Source organism: Micromonospora chokoriensis, assembly GCF_900091505.1.
Classification (GTDB): Bacteria; Actinomycetota; Actinomycetes; order Mycobacteriales; family Micromonosporaceae; genus Micromonospora; species Micromonospora chokoriensis.
In genome coordinates this window covers 5,996,443-6,017,171 of the sequence record NZ_LT607409.1, presented here as the reverse complement: position 1 = coordinate 6,017,171, position 20,729 = coordinate 5,996,443, and the positions used below count along the sequence as shown (strand labels likewise).

The following is a 20,729-nucleotide window of genomic DNA, read 5'->3' as shown; positions in this document are numbered from 1 at the left end:
CCGCCGGCGCACCTCGCCGCCGTCAGGGGCGGGGTTGACCGGTGAGGTGGGTCAACGACCGGGCGACCAGGTCATCGCGGGCCGCTGGGGAGAGGCCCTCCAACCCGAAGCCCAGGTACACCGTGTCCCCGGTGACCACCACCGAGCCCTCCTCGAACGCCTGCTGGCTGCGCGACCAGTCGTTGGCGTTGCCACCGGACCCGGCCGGAGGCCCGGCCACCGTCCAGCCGCCCAGGTCGGTGGACTCGAACGACGTCTCCGCCACCGTCGACCCGTCGACCACCACCCGGGCGTCGTCCAGGAAGACCCCGAGGCCCTGGGTGGCCCAGTCCGAGGCGTACGTGATCGACACCTCGACCTGCTTGCCGGCGTACGGGGTCAGGTCGACCACGAACTCCTTCCACCCGCTCGACGTCCCGGTCGCCGCGTTCCAGCTTCCGGTGCTGCCGGTGGGGGAGCAGCCAGCGCCCTGGTAGTGGGCGAGGAACGGGTGCAACTGGCCCCAACCGGAGGTGCAGCTCTCCCCGGTGACCGTGCTGGTCTTGCCGTTGACGTCCGGCAGGGTCGTCCAGTTGTCGCTGCCCACCTCGTGGGCCTCGACGAAGAGGAAGTCCCAGTTCTGCTCGATCTCGTACGAGGTGAAGAAGCGCAGCTCGCCGCTGGTCGCCGCGCTGAGGTCCACAGTGCGGGTGAGCCGCTTGTACGACTCGTCGGCCTGCCCGCTGTGCAGGTACCACTCACCCGTACGCGGGTCGAACGGCGCGCCACCCGGTCGGGTCCAGCCCACCGGGGCGGAGCTGGCGAACTGCGGGAACTCGTCCGGCGGCAGGAAGCTCGACGTGGTCAGGAACGACGCGGTGTGCCCCTGGTTCTCCGCCGAACCGGCCGCGTTGAGCTGCCCGTCGAAGCCGGTGAACGCGCCGTCGCGGCCGACGACCGGGAACGGTTCGCCCTCCGGCGCGGTGCCGCCGTCGCTGACGTAGGTGTGCGCTCCCAACCAGTACTGCTGGAAGTCGTTGAGCAGCGGCAGGCAGGTGAGGTCGTCGGCGTTGGTGCACTCCGGCGGCGCGTCCGGGTGGTAGACGTACGAACCGTTGGCGCCCTGGGCGAACAGCGCGTACTGGCCGCTGACCAGGAGCTTCCCGCCCTCGTTCAGGTAGTCCCGGACGGCCAGTTCGGTGTCCAGCGCCGCCTTGGCCGCGGTGCCGGCGACCTGACCGGGCGAGCGCATGATCACGTCGTCGCCGGTCTCCCACACCACGGCCCGGTAGTGCGACAGCACCCCCAGCGGGTGCGGCGCCCTGCGGCCCATCACGTCGAAGTCGTACACGTCGCTGCTGCGCCCGGCGGCGCTCAACGACGCCGCGATCTCGTCGGCGTACTTCGCGGAGGTGCCGGTCTGCGCCGGGCTGAGGCCGGTGACGTCCTCAGCGGCGAGGACCAGCACGTCACCGCCGATGTCGGTGTGCACCCGGTAGGTGAAGTGCTCGCTCGCGACCACCCCGGACCGGGGTTTGTTGCCGGTGAACCAGACCTCCACCCGGTCTCCCGGTTTCGTGCCGCCGACCGTCCCGCGTAGCTCCGCGTAGTAGTCGTCGTGCGTGCCGCCGTACCGCTCGCCGCCGCGCCACTCGCGGACCGCGACGGTCTTCGGTCGCCCGCCGTTGACCGTGTAGTGCATCTTCACGTTCTTCAGCGCCCGCCGCGTGATGGCGGCGACCTGCTGGGTGCGCCCGTACGAGGTGTCGAAGGCGTCCACCACGAAGTCCGGGGTGCTCCGGCCGACCACCGACACCGGCTCGTCCGGGTCCGCCGCCGACTTGGCCACGGCCAGCGCGAACGGCAGGTTCTTGCTCACCTCGCCGGCGATCAACGTCTCGTCGTCGGGGAAGATGAAGCCGCTGACGCAGTCCTCCGGGCGCCACTCGTCGTCCGGGTCGACCGCCGAGGCGGCCTCACAGGTGGACATCTCCGGGGTGAAGCCCAGCGTGCCGTACCGGACGGTGGCGTGGCTGTCGGTGTCACCGTTGGTCGTGTACAGCTCGGCGGAGATGTCCGGGTCGTACCCGGGCACCGCCGGGTGCGCGTCGTCCCCGGCCATCGCCTTGTAGATCTCGTCATCCGGGGTGGGCGTGCTCACCTGCCAACCGAGGCCGTAGAGCAGCAGCTCGGCCGCCGAGTGGTAGTTGACGAAGAATTCGAACCCGACCCGCTTGAAGAGCTGGTCCAGGGCCTTGGTCTCCGGCTCCGAGTTGGGGCCGGGGCCCCGGTAGGTCTCGCTGTTCGGCTCCGGTGACGAGCCCTCGTTGTCGTACCCCCACTTGTAGCTGAAGTTGCGGTTGAGGTCCACGCCGTCGCCGGAGGTGATCTGTCCGTCGCCGTTGTTGTCCCGCAGGTTCTTGCGCCACAGCCGGTTGCCGGGGGTGAAGGTGAAGTCGTAACCGTCCGGGTTGGCCACCGGCAGGAACCACAGCTCGGTCGTGTCCAGAAGTTTGGTGATCTCCTGGTCGGTGCCGTAGCTGTCCAGCACGTGGTGCATCAACCGGCGGGTCATCTCCGGCGTGATCCACTCGCGGGCGTGCTGCGCGCCGGCGTAGAGCACGGCGGGCCGCTTCCCGTCCGCGACGGTCCGCGCGTTCTTGGTGACCTTCACGGCGATGATCGGCTGGCCCTGCTGGGTGCGACCGATCGTCTCGACCTTGGTCAGCTTCGGATAGCGGGCCGCGGTGGCGTTCAGCTCGTCGCGCAGACCGCCCGGTTCCCCGTAGGGCCGGAAGGCCGTCCAGCCCGCCGCCGCCTGCTCCCGCAGCGCCTGCGACGCGTCCTTGCCGCGCACCTTCTTCACCGACAATGGGACGCCCTGGTCGGTCAGCCGCTTCGCCTGCCGGCGGCTGAGCACCGTCTCGACTGTCGTCCTGCCGGTCGAGTCCGTCTTCGCGTCGTGGCCGAGGTCGACCCCCGCCGCGCGGAGCTGGTCCCGCTGTTTCGCGTCGACAGTGCCGACGTAGACCTCCAGGCCGTCGCGGGCGCCCGGTTCGGACGGTGGCTTCGCGCTGGCGGGTGGAGTCAGTGCCAGTGCGCCGAGCAGGGTGACCACGCTGGCGATCGCCAGTCGTCTCGGTCTCATCGCGCCTCCTTGGGTGAAGGACCTGTAGGCGCGAGCCTTTCGGGATGGACTGATCTCTGTCAATCGGTCGATGGGCGTGTCGTTGCTGCCCGTGTCGATGTCGGTGCCAACCGTCACAGTCGCGCGGGCGCGCGCCCCGCAGGTGCGCCGAGGGTCTCCCCTGGACGTCACCTGCGGGATGCGGCCGGTGGGTCAGCGTTGTGTGGGTGCCGACGTGATCGCTCTGGCGGCCTGCGCGACGACGCCGGTCGGTTGACCGCACAGCCAGGCGAGGCGATCGATGATCTTCTCCGGGTCGTCGAACGGGTCCAGTGTGGTGATCTCGATGGGGTCGAGCGGGGGCACCGCCACGTGCGAGATGAGCGGGTGCAGTGGGCGAAGGTCCTGCTCGCCGGCCCCGATGAGGTCTTCGTGGAGTTTCTCGCCCGGTCGGAGCCCGGTGTAGACGATCTGCACCGGCCCGGGTGCCTGGGTCGCCAACTGGCGGGCGATGTCGTCGATCTTCACCGGCTCACCCATGTCGAGCACGAGCGCCTCACCGTCGCGGCCGATGCCGGCGGCCTGGAGCACCAGGTGTACCGCCTCCTGGACGGTCATCAGGTAACGGGTCACGTCGGGATGGGTGACGGTGATGGGCAGCCCGGCCTCGATCTGGGCCCGGAACGCCGTGACCACGGAGCCTCGGCTGGACAGGACGTTGCCGAACCGGACGCTGAGGAACGTGCCGCCGTGGGTCGCGCCGGCGTTCGCGGTCAGCCGTTCGGTGATCCGCTTCGAGTAGCCGAGCACGCTGATCGGGTCGGCGGCCTTGTCGGTGGAGATGTTCACGAATCTCGTCACGTCGCGGCACGCGTTGAGGACCGCCTGCGTGCCCCACACATTCGTCTTGACCGCTTCGCCCGGGTGACGTTGCAGCAGCGTCAGGTGCTTCAGGGCGGCGGCGTGGAAGACGATGTCGGGTCGACGCTCCGCCATCACCCGTCGGATCCGCTCCTCGTCCCGCAGGTCGGCGAGGATCAGCTCGGGGCTGTCGAGCATCGCCCGACCCGACATCGACAGCTGGAGCGCGTGCAGGGCCGACTCGTCCCGGTCGAGCATCATCAGCTCGCCCGGGTCGGCGCGCATGATCTGACGGCACAGCTCGGAGCCGATCGACCCACCTGCGCCGGTCACCAGGATCCGACGCCCACGCAGCTGCGACTGCGCGTCGCTGAGGTCGCCGACGACCTGTCGGCGGCCGAGCAGGTCAGCCATGTCCGGGTCCCGGACGTCGTTGACGGTGATCCGGTGGTCGACCAGTTCCCGCACCGAAGGGAGGATCTTGAATGTCGCCCCGGTCTTCAGGGTGCTCTCGCGGACCTCGTTGATCAGATCGGAGTCCGCGTTCGCGGCCGAGAAGATCACCATCTTGGCGCCCGTGCGTCGTACGACGGTGCCGACGTCGTGGCGCGAGCCGAGCACGCGCACCCCGGCCAGGGACAGGTGCCGTTTCTGCGGGTCGTCGTCGAGCATGCCCACCGGGAGGAACTGACCGGCCGGATCACTGAGCATCGCCCGCAGGAGACCCTGCCCGGCCGATCCCGCGCCGAAGAGCAGGACCGGTTCGGCGCGGCCGGCATCTGGGCGCAGCGTACGGTCGCTGCGGTTGCGGTAGGTGAGTCGGGTGCCGAGCATGAGGAGCAGCGCGATCGCCGCGCCGACGAGTGGTGTGCTCGCGGGTACCGGCCGCGACGCCATCGGCACGAGCGCGATCAGCACGAGCACACCGGTGGCCAGGGCGGTGTTGGCGAGCCCCTGCGTCTCCTCGACGCTGCCCAGGGGGTGTCGACCGGCGTGGTGACGGCGGACGGCGGACACCGCGACGTGCAGGGCCGCAGCCAGCACGCCCATGCCGATCGCGCGGGCCAGGGCCGGGCCGGTGAGCGAGAACTCGAAGCGCACCCACGCGGCGACGGCGAAACCCGCGATCCAGGCGAGGGTGTCCGCTGCGAGGAGGCCGCCGGTCAGCCGGAGGTTGCTCCGCGACCGGCCGAGGCGTGCGGACTCGCTGGGGCTTGTCCCCGAAAGATCCATGTGGAAACTCCTGCTGCATAGCGGCTTATCTGGGGTTATTACGCCCAGATGGTTTTATTGGCGTCCTACCAAAGCTAATCGGTTAATGACTAATTTGTGACACTTTGCGAAGTTCGCCCGATTGGCGACCCCGGCGTCCGCTGCGGCGCCACCGCACCGCGCAGCGCCGCCTCGAACGAGTCGAAGAGCAGGTCACGGTCGAACTCGGTGGCCGCGAGCACCCGGGCGGCGGTCCGCGCCGCAGCGGTTCGGGTCGGGTCGGTGACGAACGCGCCGACGAGCCCCGCCGCGGCGACGGGATCTGCTGCGGGCAGCACGAGGCCGGCGCCGCTGCGCCGCAGGATGTCGGCGATCCATCCCTCGTGATTGACGGCGACCGGTCGACCGGCGGCCCACCCGTCGAAGACCTTGTTCGCCGAGTTGGCGTGCAACGCCGGCTCGTCCCGCACCGTCGAGACGGCCAGGTCGCACGCACCGAAGAACGCTGCCACCTCGGCCTTCGGCATCTGGTCGAACAGGAACAGGGTCCGGCCCAGGACATCGGACGATGCCGCCAGCGCCCGCACCCGCGCCGTCTCCGCGCCCTGCCCGACGATCGCCACCCGCACGTCCGGATGGGTGCGACGCAGCGTCGCCGCCATGCGGACCAGGTAACCCACGTCGTTGACGAAACCGAGCGTTCCCGCGTACAGGACCAGCGGCCGGTCGCCCAACCACGGCGTGCGAGCCCGGAGCGCCTGACCGGACGAGTCCGCGTCGGCGAACAACTCGCGGTCGCAGGCGTTGGGCACGACAGTCACGGCAGCCTCGGGATGCCGCGCGCGAACGCCCGCCGCCATACCGGGTGACAGCGCCACGATGTGCGCGGCGTTGCGGTACGCCCACCCCTCCAGCGCCGTGGCCGCGCGTCGGGTCAGCGGTGACCGCAGAGCGCCCAGCGCGATCGGCACCTCCGGCCAGAGATCGCGCACCTCCAGCACCATCGGCACGCGCCGACGTCGGGCCGAGTAGACGGCGGGTATCGCGATGGTCAGCGGAGTGCTGGTCGCGAAGACGACGTCCTGCTCCAGCGAGGCAGCCCGGGTGGCGGCCAACCGGGCGAACTGGCCGAAGGCCGAGAGCCGATCCCGGATGGACATCGCGTTGCGGTACGGGACAGCCGCCCAGTGCACCACCGCACCCGCCTCCACAGTGGTCCGCCAGGTCTGCCGGGTGCCGGGTGCGGGCTCGGTGTCACTGGTCACCACCTGCACGTCATGGCCGTTGCGCACCAGGCGCCGGGCGAACTCGTAGGAACGGGTACCTCCGGACATGGCCGGGGTACGGAAGTACTGGTGCAGGTAGACGATCTTCACCGGGACACTCCGCCCCGACGCTGTTCGACCCGGTCCGCGGTCAACCGCCGATAGCACTCCTGCACCACGGAAACCTGACGGGACCAGGACTCCGACGTCTCGATGAAGCGCCGGTTCCGTTCCCGCAGCGCCGGCTCCAGCGGGCGGGCGGCCAGGAACTGCTCTGCCAACGCGGCCTCCAACGGGCCACTGACGATGTCGGCCACCAAGCCGTCCTCGACCAGCTCGCGGTACGGCGGCAGGTCGGCGAGCAGGAGCCGGCAACCGGCGTGCGCCGCCTCCAGGACGGTGCAGCTGCGCTGGTCGAAGCGGGGAACCGAGATGCTCACCTCACTCGCCCGCATCAGTCGGAAGGTGTCCTCCGGGCTCAGTGACCGGTCCAGGACGGTGACCCGTCCGGGCAGACGCTCGGCGAGTTCCTGGGCCTCCGTGACGCACCGTCGCTGCGCCTGCGCCGCTGCCGCCTCGGCGGGACGGTGCCCGGTCAGGACGACCAGGTGGAGATCGAGACGAGTCATCGCCACCTGTGCGAACGCCCGCAGAACCTCGGGCGTGCGGTAGACGGGGCCGGTCGTCCGGGCGGCGAAGAGCACCGTCGCGTCGTCCGGGATGCCGAACTCCCGCCGGACCGACGACGGCGTCACCGTGTCCCGCAGCGCGAACAGCCGGTCGTCGACGCCCCACGAGACGGTGCGGGTACGGGCCGCCGGTATGCGGTAGCTCTCGACGATCTCCGTACGGACCGACCCTGCGGTGGGGAGAACGAGGTCGCAGCGGCGCAGGGCGGCGCGGGCCACCCAACGACGGAACCGGGACCGACGCGCGGACTGCAGGTCCACGCCCCAGGGCGTGACGACCCGGGCGGGCCGACGCGGTGCCAGCAGCGACAGCAGGCCCGCCATCCCTACCGAGTGCACGTGCAACACATCGGGGCGCGCCTCGCGTACCTGTCGGCGCAGCCACCAGCCGGCCGCGACGAGCTGCCACACCGCACCCCACGGCCCGTGCCTGGTCTGACCGGTCCCGGGAGCGACGCGCAGGTCGACGCCGTCGATCGGCTCCGCGCCGATCCAGCTGGCGGCGACGACCCGGTGGCCGCGTTCGGCGAGCGCGACCGCCCACTTACGGGCGTGCAGTGAACTCGCGCCGCAGAGCAGCATCACGGATGGGAGCGCGGTAGGGGAAGTGCCGTCCGGGGCAGCCCGTTGCCGGTGCGGCCGGTCGGCGCTGTCGACCCCCGACAGGTCGGAACGCGCGGTCACCTTCGTCTCCTTCGTGGTCATATCAGGACCCGGTCGGCGGTGGAGCGGCGACGACCTGCGCGGTAGCCGATCGGGCCGGGAGTCGGGACAGGTCTGTCGCTGACCGCGTGCCTCGGCCCGACGCGACGCTCACCGGAGGCGGCTTCCGTCTCGACCGGCTGGCGGGCGGTGGCCACGGCCAGCAGCAGCACGAACGGGATGAGCACGGGAAGGGTGAGCAGTGGCTCGCCGAACAGGCTGCAACCTCCGATCGCGGCCATGCCGAGAACCGCCGCCTCCGCTGTGGAGTCGCCGGCGCGCAGGCGTCGGCGGAGCCGACGGATCACGATGAACAGGAGCCCGCCCACCAGGAGGACGCCGACGAGGCCGGTCTGGGTCAGCACCGTCAGGTACGTGTTGTGGGCGTGGTTGAGACTGTCGATCTGCACGTCGACGGCCGCGACGGTGATCTCGGACTGGAAGTACTCCGGCAGGTGGGCTCGGAAGTTCTGGAATCCCACGCCCGTCACCGGGTAGTCACCCGCCATCCGCAGGGCGCTGAGCCACAGGTCCAGGCGCACGCTGCTGGAGCTGTCCAGCCGTCCGTCGACAGTGGTGTACGCGATCCGTTCGGCCACCTTTTCCGGCACCAACTGCACGCCGGTCAGACCGACGGTGAGGACGACCACCATGCCGGTGAGGGCCAGGGCCACCGTGCGGCGCCGCTGGATCACGAAGCAGAGCAGGAGCAGCGCTCCACCGATGTACGTCGAGCGGCTGTAGGACAGGACCACACTGACGGTCACGGCGACGACCCCCGCGACGGTGAGGAGGCGGGCCGGGCCCGACACTCCCGGCCGCAGCCGGGACAGCAGCACGGCGAGGGCCAGCAGCAGCATCGGCCCCCACGCGTTGTGGTTCAGACCGCTGAGGGATTCGGCGAGGGCCGGGTTCTCCTCGGCGAGCATCGGCGTCCCGACCAGAGCGAGGCCGGCGTGCACCAGGCCGACGGCGGTGGCCGCGACCGCGAAGACGAGCAGGACGCTCCGCGACCGAGCCCGGGCACTGTCGATCAGCGGTATGCACGCCAGCGGTACGGCGATGGCGGCGACCGAGCGGAACGCCTGGCTGGGTTGACCACCGATGGCCACACCAAGAGCGAGGAGGCAGGTCAGGGCGGTGACGATGAGGACGGCAGGCATGCCGCGACGGGCCGGACGGCCCCGGAGCAGCGTCCCGACCAGGGTGCACAGGATCAGCGCCAGCAACGGCGTGGTGTCCGGTGCCAACGCGAGGGGCAACTGCGACGCGGGTACCGCCAGCGCGATGCAGTAGAGACCGAACCCGGGCAGCGTGATGACGAGCACCACGGCGGCGAGAGCGGCCAGTCTGAGCAGGAGCGTGGTGTCCTGCACCGCCACCACGCCGGCGGCAGCGCCGGCGACGAGCACACCGGCCGCCCTACCCCACGCCGGCAGCACGGATTCGCGTTCCCGTCGTGGTGACCTCGTGTGTCGGCCCCCGTGTGTGATCGTCATGTTCGTCGGACCGTTTCTCCGGCCCTGGGCAGGCCGGTAACCGAGGAAGGCCCAGCCGACGACCAGGCCATAGAGGACGTATCCGGCCGACACGGCGAGGCCCGCTCCGAGCGTGCCGAACCGCGGAATGAGGACGGCCATGGCGAGCAGCCCGGCGACAGCGGCGCTGACAGCCGCCAGAGTGGGCGGGCCCGGACGGTCGACCGCCGTCAGGTAGCTCTGCGCGGTGCGGGCGACCGCGAGCACGATGAGACCGGGGAGCATTGCCCACAGCACCGGCACGGCCTCGGCGAACTGTGCGCCGAAGAGCAGCGGGAAGGCCAACGGCGCGACCGCGGCCAGCAGTCCCGCCCCGACGGCGGTGATGAGCAGTGTCCGGACGGACATCCGGCGGACCGTGTGCCAGTCGGCGCCGCCGTGTGCGACCGCTGGCACCAGGATGAGGCTGAGCGCCACCGGGAGCACCAGGAGCATCTCGGCGAACGGCACCGCCACCGAGTAGACGCCGACGGCACCGGCACCGGCTATGAGGTGGATGGCGGGGACCTGGCTGCGGACCATCGCGAACTGGGCCAGGTTCGGTGCGTAGACCCGGCGCGCGAACGACCGGTACGCCGCCCTGTCCTCGGGCGGACCGGGCTCGCGGCTCAACGGCAGCGCCCGGACCAGCAGCACCGCCGCCGCGCACGCCTGCCCCAGGAGGTACGCCCCGATGACCGTGTTGGTGTCCGCCCGACCGGTCGCCGTCAGGACGACGAGCAGCACACCGTAGACGAGCAGTCCTCCGATGACGGTCAGGTTGTAGACCGAGGCGTGACTACGACCGATCTCGGCCGTGCCGAGCAGCGAGGAGAGCAACACCACTGGACCGAGGGCCAGCGCGAGGGCGAAGGTGACCGGGTCGAGGCCGATGCGAACAGCCGGTCCGACCACCACCGCCAGTGCCCCCCAGGCGGCTGCCACGCCAACTCCCACGGTGCCGACGTGGCGAAGGCTCCACCACACCGTCCGACGGTGGGCGGCGACCGAGCCGCCCGCGTACCGGAGGTTGGCCGTCTCCATTCCCACGGTGAGGAGCGCTCCGAAGATCGAGGCGCAGGCGAGGACGACCGCCACCACGCCTCGGTCGTGGGGGCCGAGCACCCGGGCCGCGAGCACGCCGGTCACCAGACTCACGGCCAGGAGGACGACTCTGGTTCCGACGGACCCGGCGGCGGCGGCCGACACTGTGCTTTCCGAGACACGCGTCGGCCCGCTCGGCGCGGTGCTGGGCTGACCGGGCCCGACCAGGTCAGGACCATCGGCTGCGGCGAGTCCGGCATCCGCGCCCGGGCCGGCACCCGATCCGACGGGCGGCGTCGCGGCCGTCACCTGGCTACTTCCGACAGCCGCCCGGACTGCGGCAGCGGACGGCCGTCGAGCGCCGCCCGGTAGATCGCCTCGACGTCGGCGACCGTTCGCTCGATGTCGAACAGGTGCAGGCAGCGGTCACGCCCGAGGCGACCCATCGCAGCCCGCTGCTGGGGTGCCTCCAGCAGCTCGGCGACCGCGTCGGCCAGCGCGCCCGGGTCCGCCGGCGGCACCAACAGGCCGGTCTCGCCATGTTGCACGGTGTCGGGCAGCCCGCCGACGTCGCTGGCCACCACGCCTCGCTCCATCAACAGCGCCTCGACGGTGGCGTACGACGCGGATTCCTCGAGCGACGGTGTGACCGCCACGTCCAGACCGGCCAGGACGTCCTGCACGTCGGTCCGGCGGCCGGTGAAGTGCATCCGCTCGGCCACCCCCAACCGGGCGGCGCGCTCCTCCAACCGGCGGCGGTAGCCGACGTCACCGGTGAACTCGTCACCCACGACGAAGAGGTGGGCGGTCGGCACCCGGTCCAACAGGCGGGGGGCGGCGTCGATGAAGACCTCGTGGCCCTTGAAACCGATGTCCTGGAACGCCTGCAACCGGCTGCGGTACATGTGCGCGAGCATTCCGACGGTAGGGGTGTCGGCAGCCAGTCCGAACTCGGCGCGGAACGGCTGACCGCTGGCGGTCGGGTCGAGCCGGTGGACGTCGCAGCCGTAGTGGCTGACCGTCGTCGTCCGGGCGCCCAGCTGTCGGTACCGGTCGGCGAACGCGTGGCACGACCCGATCAGGACGTCTACCCGGGGCAGAGTCGCGCGGTCGATGCGATTGAACAGGGGGCTGCGCAGGTGGACGACGCCGGCGATCTGGTTGACCAGCAGCGGCCGTGGAGCGGCCAGGCTGGCCAACCGGCAGGCGATGTTCGCCTTCACCAGGTGCCCGTGCACCACGTCGGGGCGGAATCGTCGGATCAGGCGGACGAGTCGCAGTTGGGCCGCCGCGACCCGGGGGAGTTGCCGAGGGCGCCAGCCGGACATCGGCACGACCTCGGTGCGTACCCCGGCGGCCCGCAGGCGGGCGGTGAGTGGCCCCTCGCCCGGCACCACCGCGCACACCTCGTGACCTCGCCGCGCCAGGCCGGTCACCTGGTCGTGGAACCAGTCGCCGCCGACGGCAGTACTGGTCACCTGAAGTACGCGCAGTGGCCGTTCACCGGCACCGCCGCGGTTTGTGCTCACGTCCTGCTCCTCGTGCCGGACCACGAGGGCACGGCGTCGGTATCGATCCCGTCTGGGTCGGTCACTGCTGGTCAGCGCGCCGGTACGCCCTTGACGACGGCAGCGGCGGGCACGTCCCGGGTGACACAGGCACCCGCGCCGACCGTGGCGTCCCGACCGACCCGCAGTCCTTGCAGCACGGCGGCGGTGGTGCCGATGAGCACCGCCTCGCCGAGTTGGCAGTCGCCCGACACGGCCGCGAGTGGGTTCACCGCGACGAAGTCGGCGAGTGTGCTGTCATGGCCGACTGTGACGTTCTGGTTGAGGTGGACGTGCCGGCCGATGGTCACGTTGGTGGTGACCCGGGCTCCCGCGAACGCCACGAAACCGGGGCCGTGTCGCGTGTCCGGGCCGATCGTCGCCGCCGGGTGGACGAGGCTGGTCGCCGGCGTGCCGTAGGCGTCGACGCGCTGGGCCACCGCACGTCGTATCCGGGGGTCCCCGATACCGATGACGTGATGGGTGTCCGCCGGGGCTTCGCGCAGCCACGGCAGCCCACCGAGGTAGGGCACGTCCAGTTGCTGCACCCGTTTGAGGTTCGTCTCGCTGGGCCGGTCGTCGACGAAGCCGAGCAGGAGCCAGCGGGGTGCGCCCGAAGCGGAGTTCATCGCGCGGGCGATGCTCAGCACCTCGCGTCCGTGGCCGCCGCAACCGACGATCACCAGTGGAATCGTCATGCCGGTCGCCCCGCTCGATGCCCACCGAGGAAGTCGTCGATCGCCTCGAACACCCGTCCGACCTGCCGTTCGGTGAGCGCGCTGCCACTGGGCAGGGTGAGTCCGTGGGTGAAGAGCCGGTCGGCGGCTCCGGTGAGCAGACTGTCGGCGCCGACGAAGACGGGTTGACGGTGCATCGGGTTCCAGACCGGCCGCGTCTCGATGCTGCGGGTGGCCAGGTACGCCGCCAGGTCGGCGGCCTGCCAGCCGCACTGCTCCTCGTCGACGGTGATGACGGTGAGCCAGCAGTTCGAGTCGGTGTCGTCGAGGCCGACCAGTTCGACCCCAGGCACCGGTGCGAACACCTTGGCGTACTGGTCGCGGAGGTGGCGGCGTCGGGCGATCATCCCGTCCAGCCGGACGAGCTGGGCGCGGCCGAGCGCGGCCAGGAGGTTGCTCAGCCGATAGTTGTAGCCGGTCTCGCGGTGCTCGTAGTGCGGTGTCGGTTCCCGCGCCTGCGTGGCGAGGTGGCGAGCCCGGGCCAGCAGGGCCGCGTCGTCGGAGACGAGCATCCCACCGCCGGACGTGGTCATGATCTTGTTGCCGTTGAAGGAGAGTGCCCCGACCTGTCCGAAGGACCCGGCGGGACGCCCTCGATGCCGAGCGCCGAGCGCCTCCGCGGCATCCTCGACCAGCGGGATCCCGGCGTCGGCGCAGACCGGCGTCAGTCGGCTGTAGTCGGCGCAGCTGCCGAACATGTCCACCGGCACGACGGCGCCGACCCGCTCCCCCCGGGACCGCAGGCGCCGCACCACCTCGTCGACCAGGTCGACGTCGACATTGCCGGTTCGGGGTTCACAGTCGACGAAGATCGGCCGGGCCCCGATGTAACGGACCGCGTTGGCGGTGGCGATGAAGGTGAGGGTGGGCACGATGACCGCGTCGCCGGGGCCCACGCCAACGCCGAGTAGTGCCAGGTGCAGGGCGGCGGTGCCGGAGTTGACGGCGACGGCGCCGCCCGTGCCGACCCGTTCGGCGACGTCGCGCTCGAATGCCTGCAGGTCGGGGCCCACCGGGGCTACCCAGCCGGAGCGCAGAGCCGCCACCAGGTACGACTCCTCCAGCGGCCCGACGTCCGGCGGCGACAGATACACCGTCTGACTCATCGGGCACCGCCCGAGCGTGTGGTCACCGGGTGGGGTTCGGTGTGTGGCGACGACCAGCCGGGCGTACCGAGGAACTCGGGCGCCGTGACGGACCCGGCCGCGGAGATTCCCTCGCGGCGCAGTACCGTCCGCACGGTCGCGGCGACGATCGTCAGGTCGCCACGGAGGTTGTGGCTGTCCACGTACCGCACGTCGAAGTCCAGCTTCTCCTCCCAGCTCAGGCTGTTGCGCCCGCGCACCTGGGCCAGGCCGGTGACACCAGGACGTACCTCGTGCCGGCGGGCCTGGTGGGGGGAGTAGCGGCTGAGGTACTCGGGAAGGAGCGGTCGTGGGCCGACCAGGCTCATGTCGCCCCGTAGGACGTTCCAGAGCGTCGGCAACTCGTCCAGGCTGGTGGCGCGCAACCAACGCCCGAGTGGGGTGAGCCGGTCGCTGTCGCCGAGCAGACCGAGCTTCAGGTTGGGTGGCCGCATGGTGCGGAACTTGACCAGTTCGAAGGGCTGTCCGTGCAGCCCGGCGCGGCACTGGCGGAACAGCACCGGCCGTCCGAGACCAATCGCGACCAGGGCCGCCACCATGACCAACACTGGCGTGGCCAGGATCAGAACGACCGCCGCCACGACCACGTCGATGATTCGCTTGCTCCGCTCCGGGCTGCGTCGGCGCAGGGGCAGATCAGCATCCACGAGACCACCAGGCACTGGCACGTTGCGACCTCCCACGTGACCTACACAAAACGTACGCATTTGTCATATCAGGGATAGACGGCGTGTCGAAGGCGAATAGCGACACGGGGTCCGCATTCCCCCGATCAACCCCGAAACCCCGTAGTCGGACACGGCCAATTCGGCGGCGTTGTGCAGGCTCGGCGGCTAACCGCCCGAGCGGCAGGCATGCGTCGGCCAGTCGGGAGGGGAAGAACTGACCGGTCGGACCATGGTGACGAAGAGGCTTCGGAGAGTAGTAACGCCAGGTGAAAGGGTGCCTCAGCTACTACTGGTGATCGTTCAACCTGGCGTGGGCTGCCTGCCCGGCGCGCGGGTGGTGGGCGTTACCCGCCGATGGCCGGGTCGTCCAACAGGCGGCTGAGCAGCGTCCGCAACGGGATCGACTCGCCGTCGCGGCCACCGGCACCGACGACCAGCGGCGCCGGGCTGGGCTGCGGCTCGGCGCCGAACAGGCGGGCCCGCAGGCCGCCCGGCACGTGCAACAGGTGGAACCGGCCGTCCACGTCCACGGCCCGGGTCTCGGCCCGGTCGACGTACCACCCGGTCAGCCTGGTCCGGTAGCGCCCGCGGCCGTCGTAACCGCGGGCGACCAGGCGGGTGGGAGGCAGCCCGCGCCGGGTCGCCTCGGCCACGAACCAGGCCACCAGCGTCGCCGCCTCGGCCTGCTCGGCGGCCCGCCGCCGCGCGTCCGCGTCGGCGTGCGCGCGCACCGCCTGCCGCTGCTGGTCCCGCCACGTCCGGCCGTCCGGCTCAGTCACGACGTCGACGGTACGCGACGGGCCTACTCGAGGACGGCCCGCAGTGTGCGCCGGGCGATCGCGGCCATCACCGGGTTGGTCTCGACGTAGTACGGCAGCGCGTTGATCGCCTGCACCAGCGCCCAGCCGCGCCCGCGCTCCCAGGTCGCGTCGTCCACGCCCAACGCCCGCCGGTACGTCTCCCGGGACCCGGCGTCGAGCAGGTTCCACGCCGGCATGAGGTCCACCGCCGGGTCGCCCACGCAGACCGTCTCCAGGTCGATGACCGCGGCCAGCCGACCGTCGCGGACCAGCAGGTTGCCCGGCATCAGATCGGCGTGGATCCACCTGTCGGCGGGATCGTCGCGGCGCGCGTGCCGGCACCGGTTCCAGACCGCGGCGAGCGCGCCGGTGTCGGTGAGTGCGTCGCTGGCGGCCAGCGCGGCCCGCACATCGGCATCCTGGTCGGCCAGGGGTCCACCCCGACCCGACCCGGACCACACCCGACCGCCGGTGTCGATGCCACAAAGGGCGGTCACGACGCCGGCCAGGTCACGGGCGAAGCCGTCCAGGTCGCCGATCCGGTCCCGCTCGGCCGTCTCCCCGGGGATGAACCGGTACGCCGCCCACGACCCCGGATATCCGTCGCCCGGCTCACCGAGCCCGAGCGGTTCGGGCACCGCGACCGGCATCCGCGCGGCGAGCATCCGCGCGTGCTCCTGCTCCCGTCGTAGCTCGCCGCGCAGATCCGGAGAGGCGTTCGGCCGCAGCGGGAACCGCAGCACGACCTCCGCGCCGAGCCGGAACAGGGCGTTCACCGTGCCGGTCGAGGGGAGTGGCCGCACCGGCAGGCCCCGCCACCGGGGAAACTGCTCGGCCACCAGCGCGGCGACCACGTCCACCGCCACGTCGACCTGATCCGCGTGCATATTCACCGTGAGATCATCGCCCCGGACCCCGCGTGCACACGAGCCGATTTTTTCACCCGCCCGCCGCACTGGTCGCGCTTGCCCCCCGGGTCCGCTGTGGTCGCCCTATGGAGCTGAATCGTCTGTGACATCAACCGGCGGCCGAGCTGGCGGCCAACCGCGGCCGAGCCGGTGGCCAACCGCGGCCAAGCTGGCGAACAACCGCGGCCAAGCCGGCGACCCAACCACGATCAACCGCAATCAAGCCGGCGACGAACCGCAATCAAGACGGCGATCAATCGTGACCACTCCCGCGATTCGTTAACGGCATCAGCTCCAAAGGGCCCGTCACCCCCGTCGACCCCCGGGTCACTCGGCCTCGGCCACACGGCCCCTCGATCACGCAACCACGTGATCGAGGGGCCGGGAGCGTCGCAGGGCCGACGGCCTCCGGGGAAGGCTGACCCGTCAGGCCAGCCCGGCGCGGCGCAGAGCCTCGGCCATCGCGTCGTTGGCCGGAGCCGGACCGCCGCCGCGACCCTGCTGCTGACCGCCGCGACCCTGTGGCTGACCGCCGCGTCGACCCTGGCCGCCGCGCTGGTCCTGCGGACCACGTCCGCCCTGCTGACCGCCACGACCACCCTGCGGTCCGCGCTGCGCCGGGCCGCCGCGACCCTCCTGGCTCGTCCGGCCACCACCACCGGTGACGGCGGGTTCGTCCTCCAGGCGCAGGGTCAACGAGATGCGCTTGCGGGGTACGTCCACGTCGAGCACCCGGACCTTGACCACGTCACCGGACTTCACCACCTCGCGGGGGTCCTTAACGAAGGTCCGGGACATGGCCGAGACGTGCACCAGCCCGTCCTGGTGCACCCCGACGTCGACGAACGCGCCGAACGCGGCCACGTTGGTGACCACGCCTTCGAGCACCATGCCGGGCGTCAGGTCGCTGATCTTCTCCACGCCCTCGACGAAGGTGGCGGTGCGGAACTCCGGCCGAGGGTCGCGGCCCGGCTTCTCCAACTCGGCGAGGATGTCGGTGACGGTGGGCAGACCGAACCGCTCGTCGACGAAGTCGGTGGCCCGCAGGCCGCGCAGGATCCCGCTCCTGCCGATCACCGAGCGCAGGTCCTGACCGGTGCTGGTGAGGATCCGGCGCACCACCGGGTACGCCTCCGGGTGCACGCTCGACGAATCCAGCGGATCGTCGCCGTCGGGGATACGCAGGAAGCCGGCGCACTGCTCGAACGCCTTCGGGCCGAGCCGTGCCACCTTCTTCAGCTCGGAGCGCGACCGGAACGGCCCGTTGGCGTCCCGGTGCAGCACGATGTTCTCGGCCAACCCGGCCCCGATCCCGGAGACCCGGGTCAGCAGCGGCGCGGACGCGGTGTTGACGTCCACCCCGACGGCGTTGACGCAGTCCTCCACGACCGCGTCCAGCGACCGGGACAGCTTCGCCTCGGACAGGTCGTGCTGGTACTGCCCCACTCCGATCGACCGCGGGTCAATCTTGACCAGTTCGGCGAGCGGGTCCTGGAGCCGCCGGGCGATGGAGACCGCGCCGCGCAGCGACACGTCCATCCCGGGCAGCTCCTGCGAGGCGTACGCGGACGCGGAGTAGACCGACGCGCCCGCCTCGGAGACCATCACCTTGGTCAGGTTGAGCTGCGGATACTTCTTGATCAGGTCGCCGGCCAGCTTGTCGGTCTCCCGCGAGGCGGTGCCGTTGCCGATTGCCACCAGCTCCACCCCGTGCGCCCCGGCCAGCCGGGCCAGGGTCTCGATCGACGCGTCCCACTGCCGACGGGGCTCGTGCGGGTAGATGGTGTCGGTGGCGAGCACCTTGCCGGTGGCGTCCACCACAGCCACCTTCACGCCGGTCCGCAGGCCCGGGTCGAGACCCATGGTGGGCCGGGTGCCGGCCGGCGCGGCCAGCAGCAGGTCCCGCAGGTTCGTCGCGAAGACCCGTACCGCCTCCTCCTCGGCCGCCTGCCACAACCGCAACCGCAGGTCCGCGCCGAGGTGGATGAGGATGCGGGTGCGCCACGCCCACCGCACGGTGTCGGTCAGCCAGCGGTCCGCCGGACGACCGGCGTCGGACACCCCGAACCGTCCGGCGATGGCCGCCTCGTACCGGCTGGGTCCGGTCGGTACGGCGTCGGCGTCGCCGGCCTCCTCCGGATCCATGGTCAGGTCGAGCACGCCCTCCTTCTCGCCCCGGAACATGGCCAGGATCCGGTGTGAGGGCAGCTTCGGGTACGGCTCGGAGAAGTCGAAGTAGTCGGCGAACTTCGCGCCGGCCGTCTCCTGGCCGTCGCGTACCCGGGAAACGAGGCGGCCCCGCGACCACATCTGCTCGCGGAGCGTGCCGATCAGGTCGGCGTCCTCCGCGAAGGTCTCGATGAGGATCGCCCGCGCGCCCTCCAGCGCGGCGGCGACGTCCGCGACACCCTTGTCCTCGTCGACGAACCCGGCGGCGGTGGCCCGCGGGTCCTGGCTGGGGTCGGCCAGCAGCGACTCGGCCAGCGGGGCCAACCCGGCCTCGCGGGCGATCTGCGCCCGGGTCCGCCGCTTGGGCTTGTACGGCAGGTAGATGTCCTCCAGCCGGGACTTCGAGTCGGCGGCCATGATCTGCGCTTCCAGGGCCTCGTCGAGCTTGCCCTGGGTGCGGATCGACTCCAGCACCGCGGCCCGCCGCTCGTCCAGCTCGCGCAGGTAGCGCAGCCGCTCCTCCAGGGTGCGCAGCTGGGTGTCGTCGAGCAGGCCGGTGGCCTCCTTGCGGTAGCGGGCGATGAACGGCACTGTGGCGCCGCCGTCGAGCAGCTCCACGGCCGCCCGCACCTGACGCTCGGCCACGCCGAGCTCGTCGGCGATCCGCTGATGAACAGACTGGGTCACGATCTCGATCCGCCTTCGGGAGTGGGTACCGGTTGCATTCTGCCGGGCGGCCCCGGTCGCTGTCGCCGCGCCCGGCCGGGGCGGCAGACCGAACCGCCGCGCCCGCCCGGGTGACCCGGCGGCGGTCCCTTCCGGCCTGCGCTAGCGTGGCGATCATGGAAACACCTGCGGAGCCGCGCGCCCGGCGGCTCTTCGGCGGCAGCGCCCGAGCCCTCGGTGACCTGACGGCCAACCCGTTCCGCGCCGACCGGGACCGGATCGTCGGCTCACCGTTCTTCGCCCGCCTCGGCGGTGTCACCCAGGTGATCAGCCCGGTCGGCTCCGGGCTGCTGGTGCACAACCGGCTCACCCACAGCCTCAAGGTCGCCCAGGTGGCCCGGGCCATCGCCGAGCGGCTGACGGCCGACGACCGGTGGTGTGACCTGCTGGACAAGCTCGGTGGCCTCGACCCCGACGTGGTGGAGGCGGCGGCGCTCGCCCACGACCTCGGTCACCCGCCGTTCGGGCACCTGGGGGAGCGGGTGCTGGACCGGCTGGCCCGGCAGCGCCTCGGCCTGGCCGACGGTTTCGAGGGCAACGCCCAGTCGTACCGGATCGTCACCAGCACCGAGATCCGCGGCGCGGCCACCACCGGGCTGGACCTGACCGCCGCGGTCCGCGCGGCGATGCTGAAGTACCCGTGGACCCGGCTGGACCATCCCGACCCGCACCCCCGCACGATGGACCCGCCGCCGCGCGGGGCCACCCCGCCGCCGGACGACCCGGAGAGCGGCTCGTCGAAGTTCGGCGCGTACCGGACGGAACTCGACGACCTGCGCCAGGCCCGGGAGCCGTTCGCCGGCCGCATCCCGGAGTGGCAGCAGACCGTGGAGGCGTCGGTGATGGACACCGCCGACGACATCGCGTACGCCATCCACGACGTGGAGGACTTCTACCGGGTCGGTGTGCTCCAACAGGGTTCGGTCTCTGCCGAGCTGATGGCGTGGCAGCGCGAGAGTGGGCACTTCCGGGCGATCACCGACGCGGCGCTGGCCACGTCGGCGCGGCGGCCCGGGGCGGCGATCGAGCGGTTGCGGCGGCAACTGCACCGCAAGGACGCCTGGATCGCCGACGACGACGCGTTCGCCGCCGCCGTCGAGCACGTCCGCGAGGAGTTGGTCGACGGGCTGCTGGCGATGCCGTTCGACGGCTCGATCGAGGCCGAGCAGTACGTGGCGCGGTTCTCCGCCCGCTGGTCCACCCGCTTCGTCGAGGCCATCACCGTGACGGACCAGCCGTCGGTGCGCTCCGGGTACGTGCTGCTGGGCTGCGCGCAGTGGCACGAGGTGCAGGTGCTCAAGTTCGTCCACCACCGGTTCGTCCTGGCCCGCCCGGACCTCGCCCTGCACCAGCGCGGCCAGGCCCGCCTGCTGGGCACCCTGGTCGAGGCGCTCTGGGAGTGGCTGCTCGACCCGGAGGAGGAGTCACGGCTGCCCCGCCGACTGCACGACCTCGTCGAGTTGGCCGAGGCCGAGCTGCACCCGCGCATCCCGGACCGGATCGGCCGCGCCCGGGGGCGCGCCATCGTGGACTTCGTCGCGCAGCTCACCGACGGGCAGGCGGTGGCCATGCTGGACGCGCTCTCCGGCCGCTCCGGCGCCCTCTGGACCGACGCCTTCGTGCTCTGACCCGC

13 protein-coding genes are annotated in these 20,729 nt (G+C 71.5%); 1 reads left to right on the top strand and 12 read right to left on the bottom strand.

Features of this window, described 5'->3' with window-relative positions; all coding sequences use genetic code 11:
* Nucleotides 1-22: 22 nt before the first annotated feature.
* The 12 genes from GA0070612_RS27245 to GA0070612_RS27190 all read right to left on the bottom strand — a co-directional run bounded on the left by GA0070612_RS27245 (nt 23) and on the right by GA0070612_RS27190 (nt 19,057).
* Nucleotides 23-3,127, bottom strand: a complete 3,105-nt coding sequence (locus tag GA0070612_RS27245; RefSeq protein ID WP_088990516.1) for a M14 family metallopeptidase — start codon at nt 3,125-3,127, stop codon at nt 23-25.
* A gap of 192 nt (nt 3,128-3,319) precedes the next feature.
* Nucleotides 3,320-5,200 carry a nucleoside-diphosphate sugar epimerase/dehydratase gene (locus GA0070612_RS27240; RefSeq protein WP_088990515.1) on the bottom strand — a complete coding sequence of 627 codons (1,881 nt, stop codon included), beginning with the start codon at nt 5,198-5,200 and terminating at the stop codon, nt 3,320-3,322.
* Between the two features lie 89 nt (nt 5,201-5,289).
* Nucleotides 5,290-6,555, bottom strand: coding sequence for a glycosyltransferase family 4 protein (locus tag GA0070612_RS27235; RefSeq protein ID WP_088990514.1), 1,266 nt, complete (start codon nt 6,553-6,555; stop codon nt 5,290-5,292).
* Nucleotides 6,552-7,817, bottom strand: coding sequence for a glycosyltransferase family 4 protein (locus tag GA0070612_RS27230; RefSeq protein ID WP_157742620.1), 1,266 nt, complete (start codon nt 7,815-7,817; stop codon nt 6,552-6,554). The genes GA0070612_RS27235 and GA0070612_RS27230 overlap by 4 nt, the downstream gene beginning before the upstream one ends.
* A gap of 17 nt (nt 7,818-7,834) precedes the next feature.
* Nucleotides 7,835-10,510 carry an O-antigen ligase family protein gene (locus GA0070612_RS27225; protein ID WP_157742619.1) on the bottom strand — a complete coding sequence of 892 codons (2,676 nt, stop codon included), beginning with the start codon at nt 10,508-10,510 and terminating at the stop codon, nt 7,835-7,837.
* 191 nt (nt 10,511-10,701) lie between these two features.
* Nucleotides 10,702-11,925 carry a glycosyltransferase family 4 protein gene (locus GA0070612_RS27220; RefSeq protein ID WP_157742618.1) on the bottom strand — a complete coding sequence of 408 codons (1,224 nt, stop codon included), beginning with the start codon at nt 11,923-11,925 and terminating at the stop codon, nt 10,702-10,704.
* A gap of 71 nt (nt 11,926-11,996) precedes the next feature.
* Nucleotides 11,997-12,641: an acetyltransferase gene (locus GA0070612_RS27215; RefSeq protein ID WP_088990510.1), complete on the bottom strand. Its 645-nt coding sequence runs from the start codon at nt 12,639-12,641 to the stop codon at nt 11,997-11,999.
* Entirely contained in the window at nt 12,638-13,786 is a 1,149-nt protein-coding gene (locus GA0070612_RS27210; protein ID WP_088990509.1) for a DegT/DnrJ/EryC1/StrS family aminotransferase, read from the bottom strand. The genes GA0070612_RS27215 and GA0070612_RS27210 overlap by 4 nt, the downstream gene beginning before the upstream one ends.
* Complete coding sequence (locus GA0070612_RS27205) at nt 13,783-14,472, bottom strand: sugar transferase (RefSeq protein WP_231924355.1); 690 nt, start codon at nt 14,470-14,472, stop codon at nt 13,783-13,785. The genes GA0070612_RS27210 and GA0070612_RS27205 overlap by 4 nt, the downstream gene beginning before the upstream one ends.
* Nucleotides 14,473-14,837: 365 nt before the next feature.
* Nucleotides 14,838-15,272: a hypothetical protein gene (locus GA0070612_RS27200; RefSeq protein WP_088990507.1), complete on the bottom strand. Its 435-nt coding sequence runs from the start codon at nt 15,270-15,272 to the stop codon at nt 14,838-14,840.
* 23 nt (nt 15,273-15,295) lie between these two features.
* Complete coding sequence (locus tag GA0070612_RS27195; RefSeq protein WP_088990506.1) at nt 15,296-16,180, bottom strand: aminoglycoside phosphotransferase family protein; 885 nt, start codon at nt 16,178-16,180, stop codon at nt 15,296-15,298.
* Nucleotides 16,181-16,627: 447 nt separating this feature from the next.
* A complete protein-coding gene (locus GA0070612_RS27190; RefSeq protein ID WP_231924354.1) occupies nt 16,628-19,057 on the bottom strand; it encodes a Tex family protein in 2,430 nt (809 codons plus the stop codon).
* 155 nt (nt 19,058-19,212) lie between these two features.
* Here GA0070612_RS27190 and GA0070612_RS27185 point away from each other — a divergent pair, with 155 nt between their 5' ends.
* On the top strand, nt 19,213-20,724 hold the full coding sequence (locus GA0070612_RS27185) for a deoxyguanosinetriphosphate triphosphohydrolase family protein (RefSeq protein ID WP_088991796.1): 1,512 nt from the start codon (nt 19,213-19,215) through the stop codon (nt 20,722-20,724).
* The last annotated feature ends 5 nt before the right edge of the window (nt 20,725-20,729 follow it).

Coding starts and splice junctions, on each gene's coding strand:
- GA0070612_RS27245 (WP_088990516.1), bottom strand. CDS start 3,127: ATGAGACCGAGACGACTGGCGATCGCCAGCGTGGTCACCCTGCTCGGC.
- GA0070612_RS27240 (WP_088990515.1), bottom strand. CDS start 5,200: ATGGATCTTTCGGGGACAAGCCCCAGCGAGTCCGCACGCCTCGGCCGG.
- GA0070612_RS27215 (WP_088990510.1), bottom strand. CDS start 12,641: ATGACGATTCCACTGGTGATCGTCGGTTGCGGCGGCCACGGACGCGAG.
- GA0070612_RS27210 (WP_088990509.1), bottom strand. CDS start 13,786: ATGAGTCAGACGGTGTATCTGTCGCCGCCGGACGTCGGGCCGCTGGAG.
- GA0070612_RS27195 (WP_088990506.1), bottom strand. CDS start 16,180: ATGCACGCGGATCAGGTCGACGTGGCGGTGGACGTGGTCGCCGCGCTG.
- GA0070612_RS27185 (WP_088991796.1), top strand. CDS start 19,213: ATGGAAACACCTGCGGAGCCGCGCGCCCGGCGGCTCTTCGGCGGCAGC.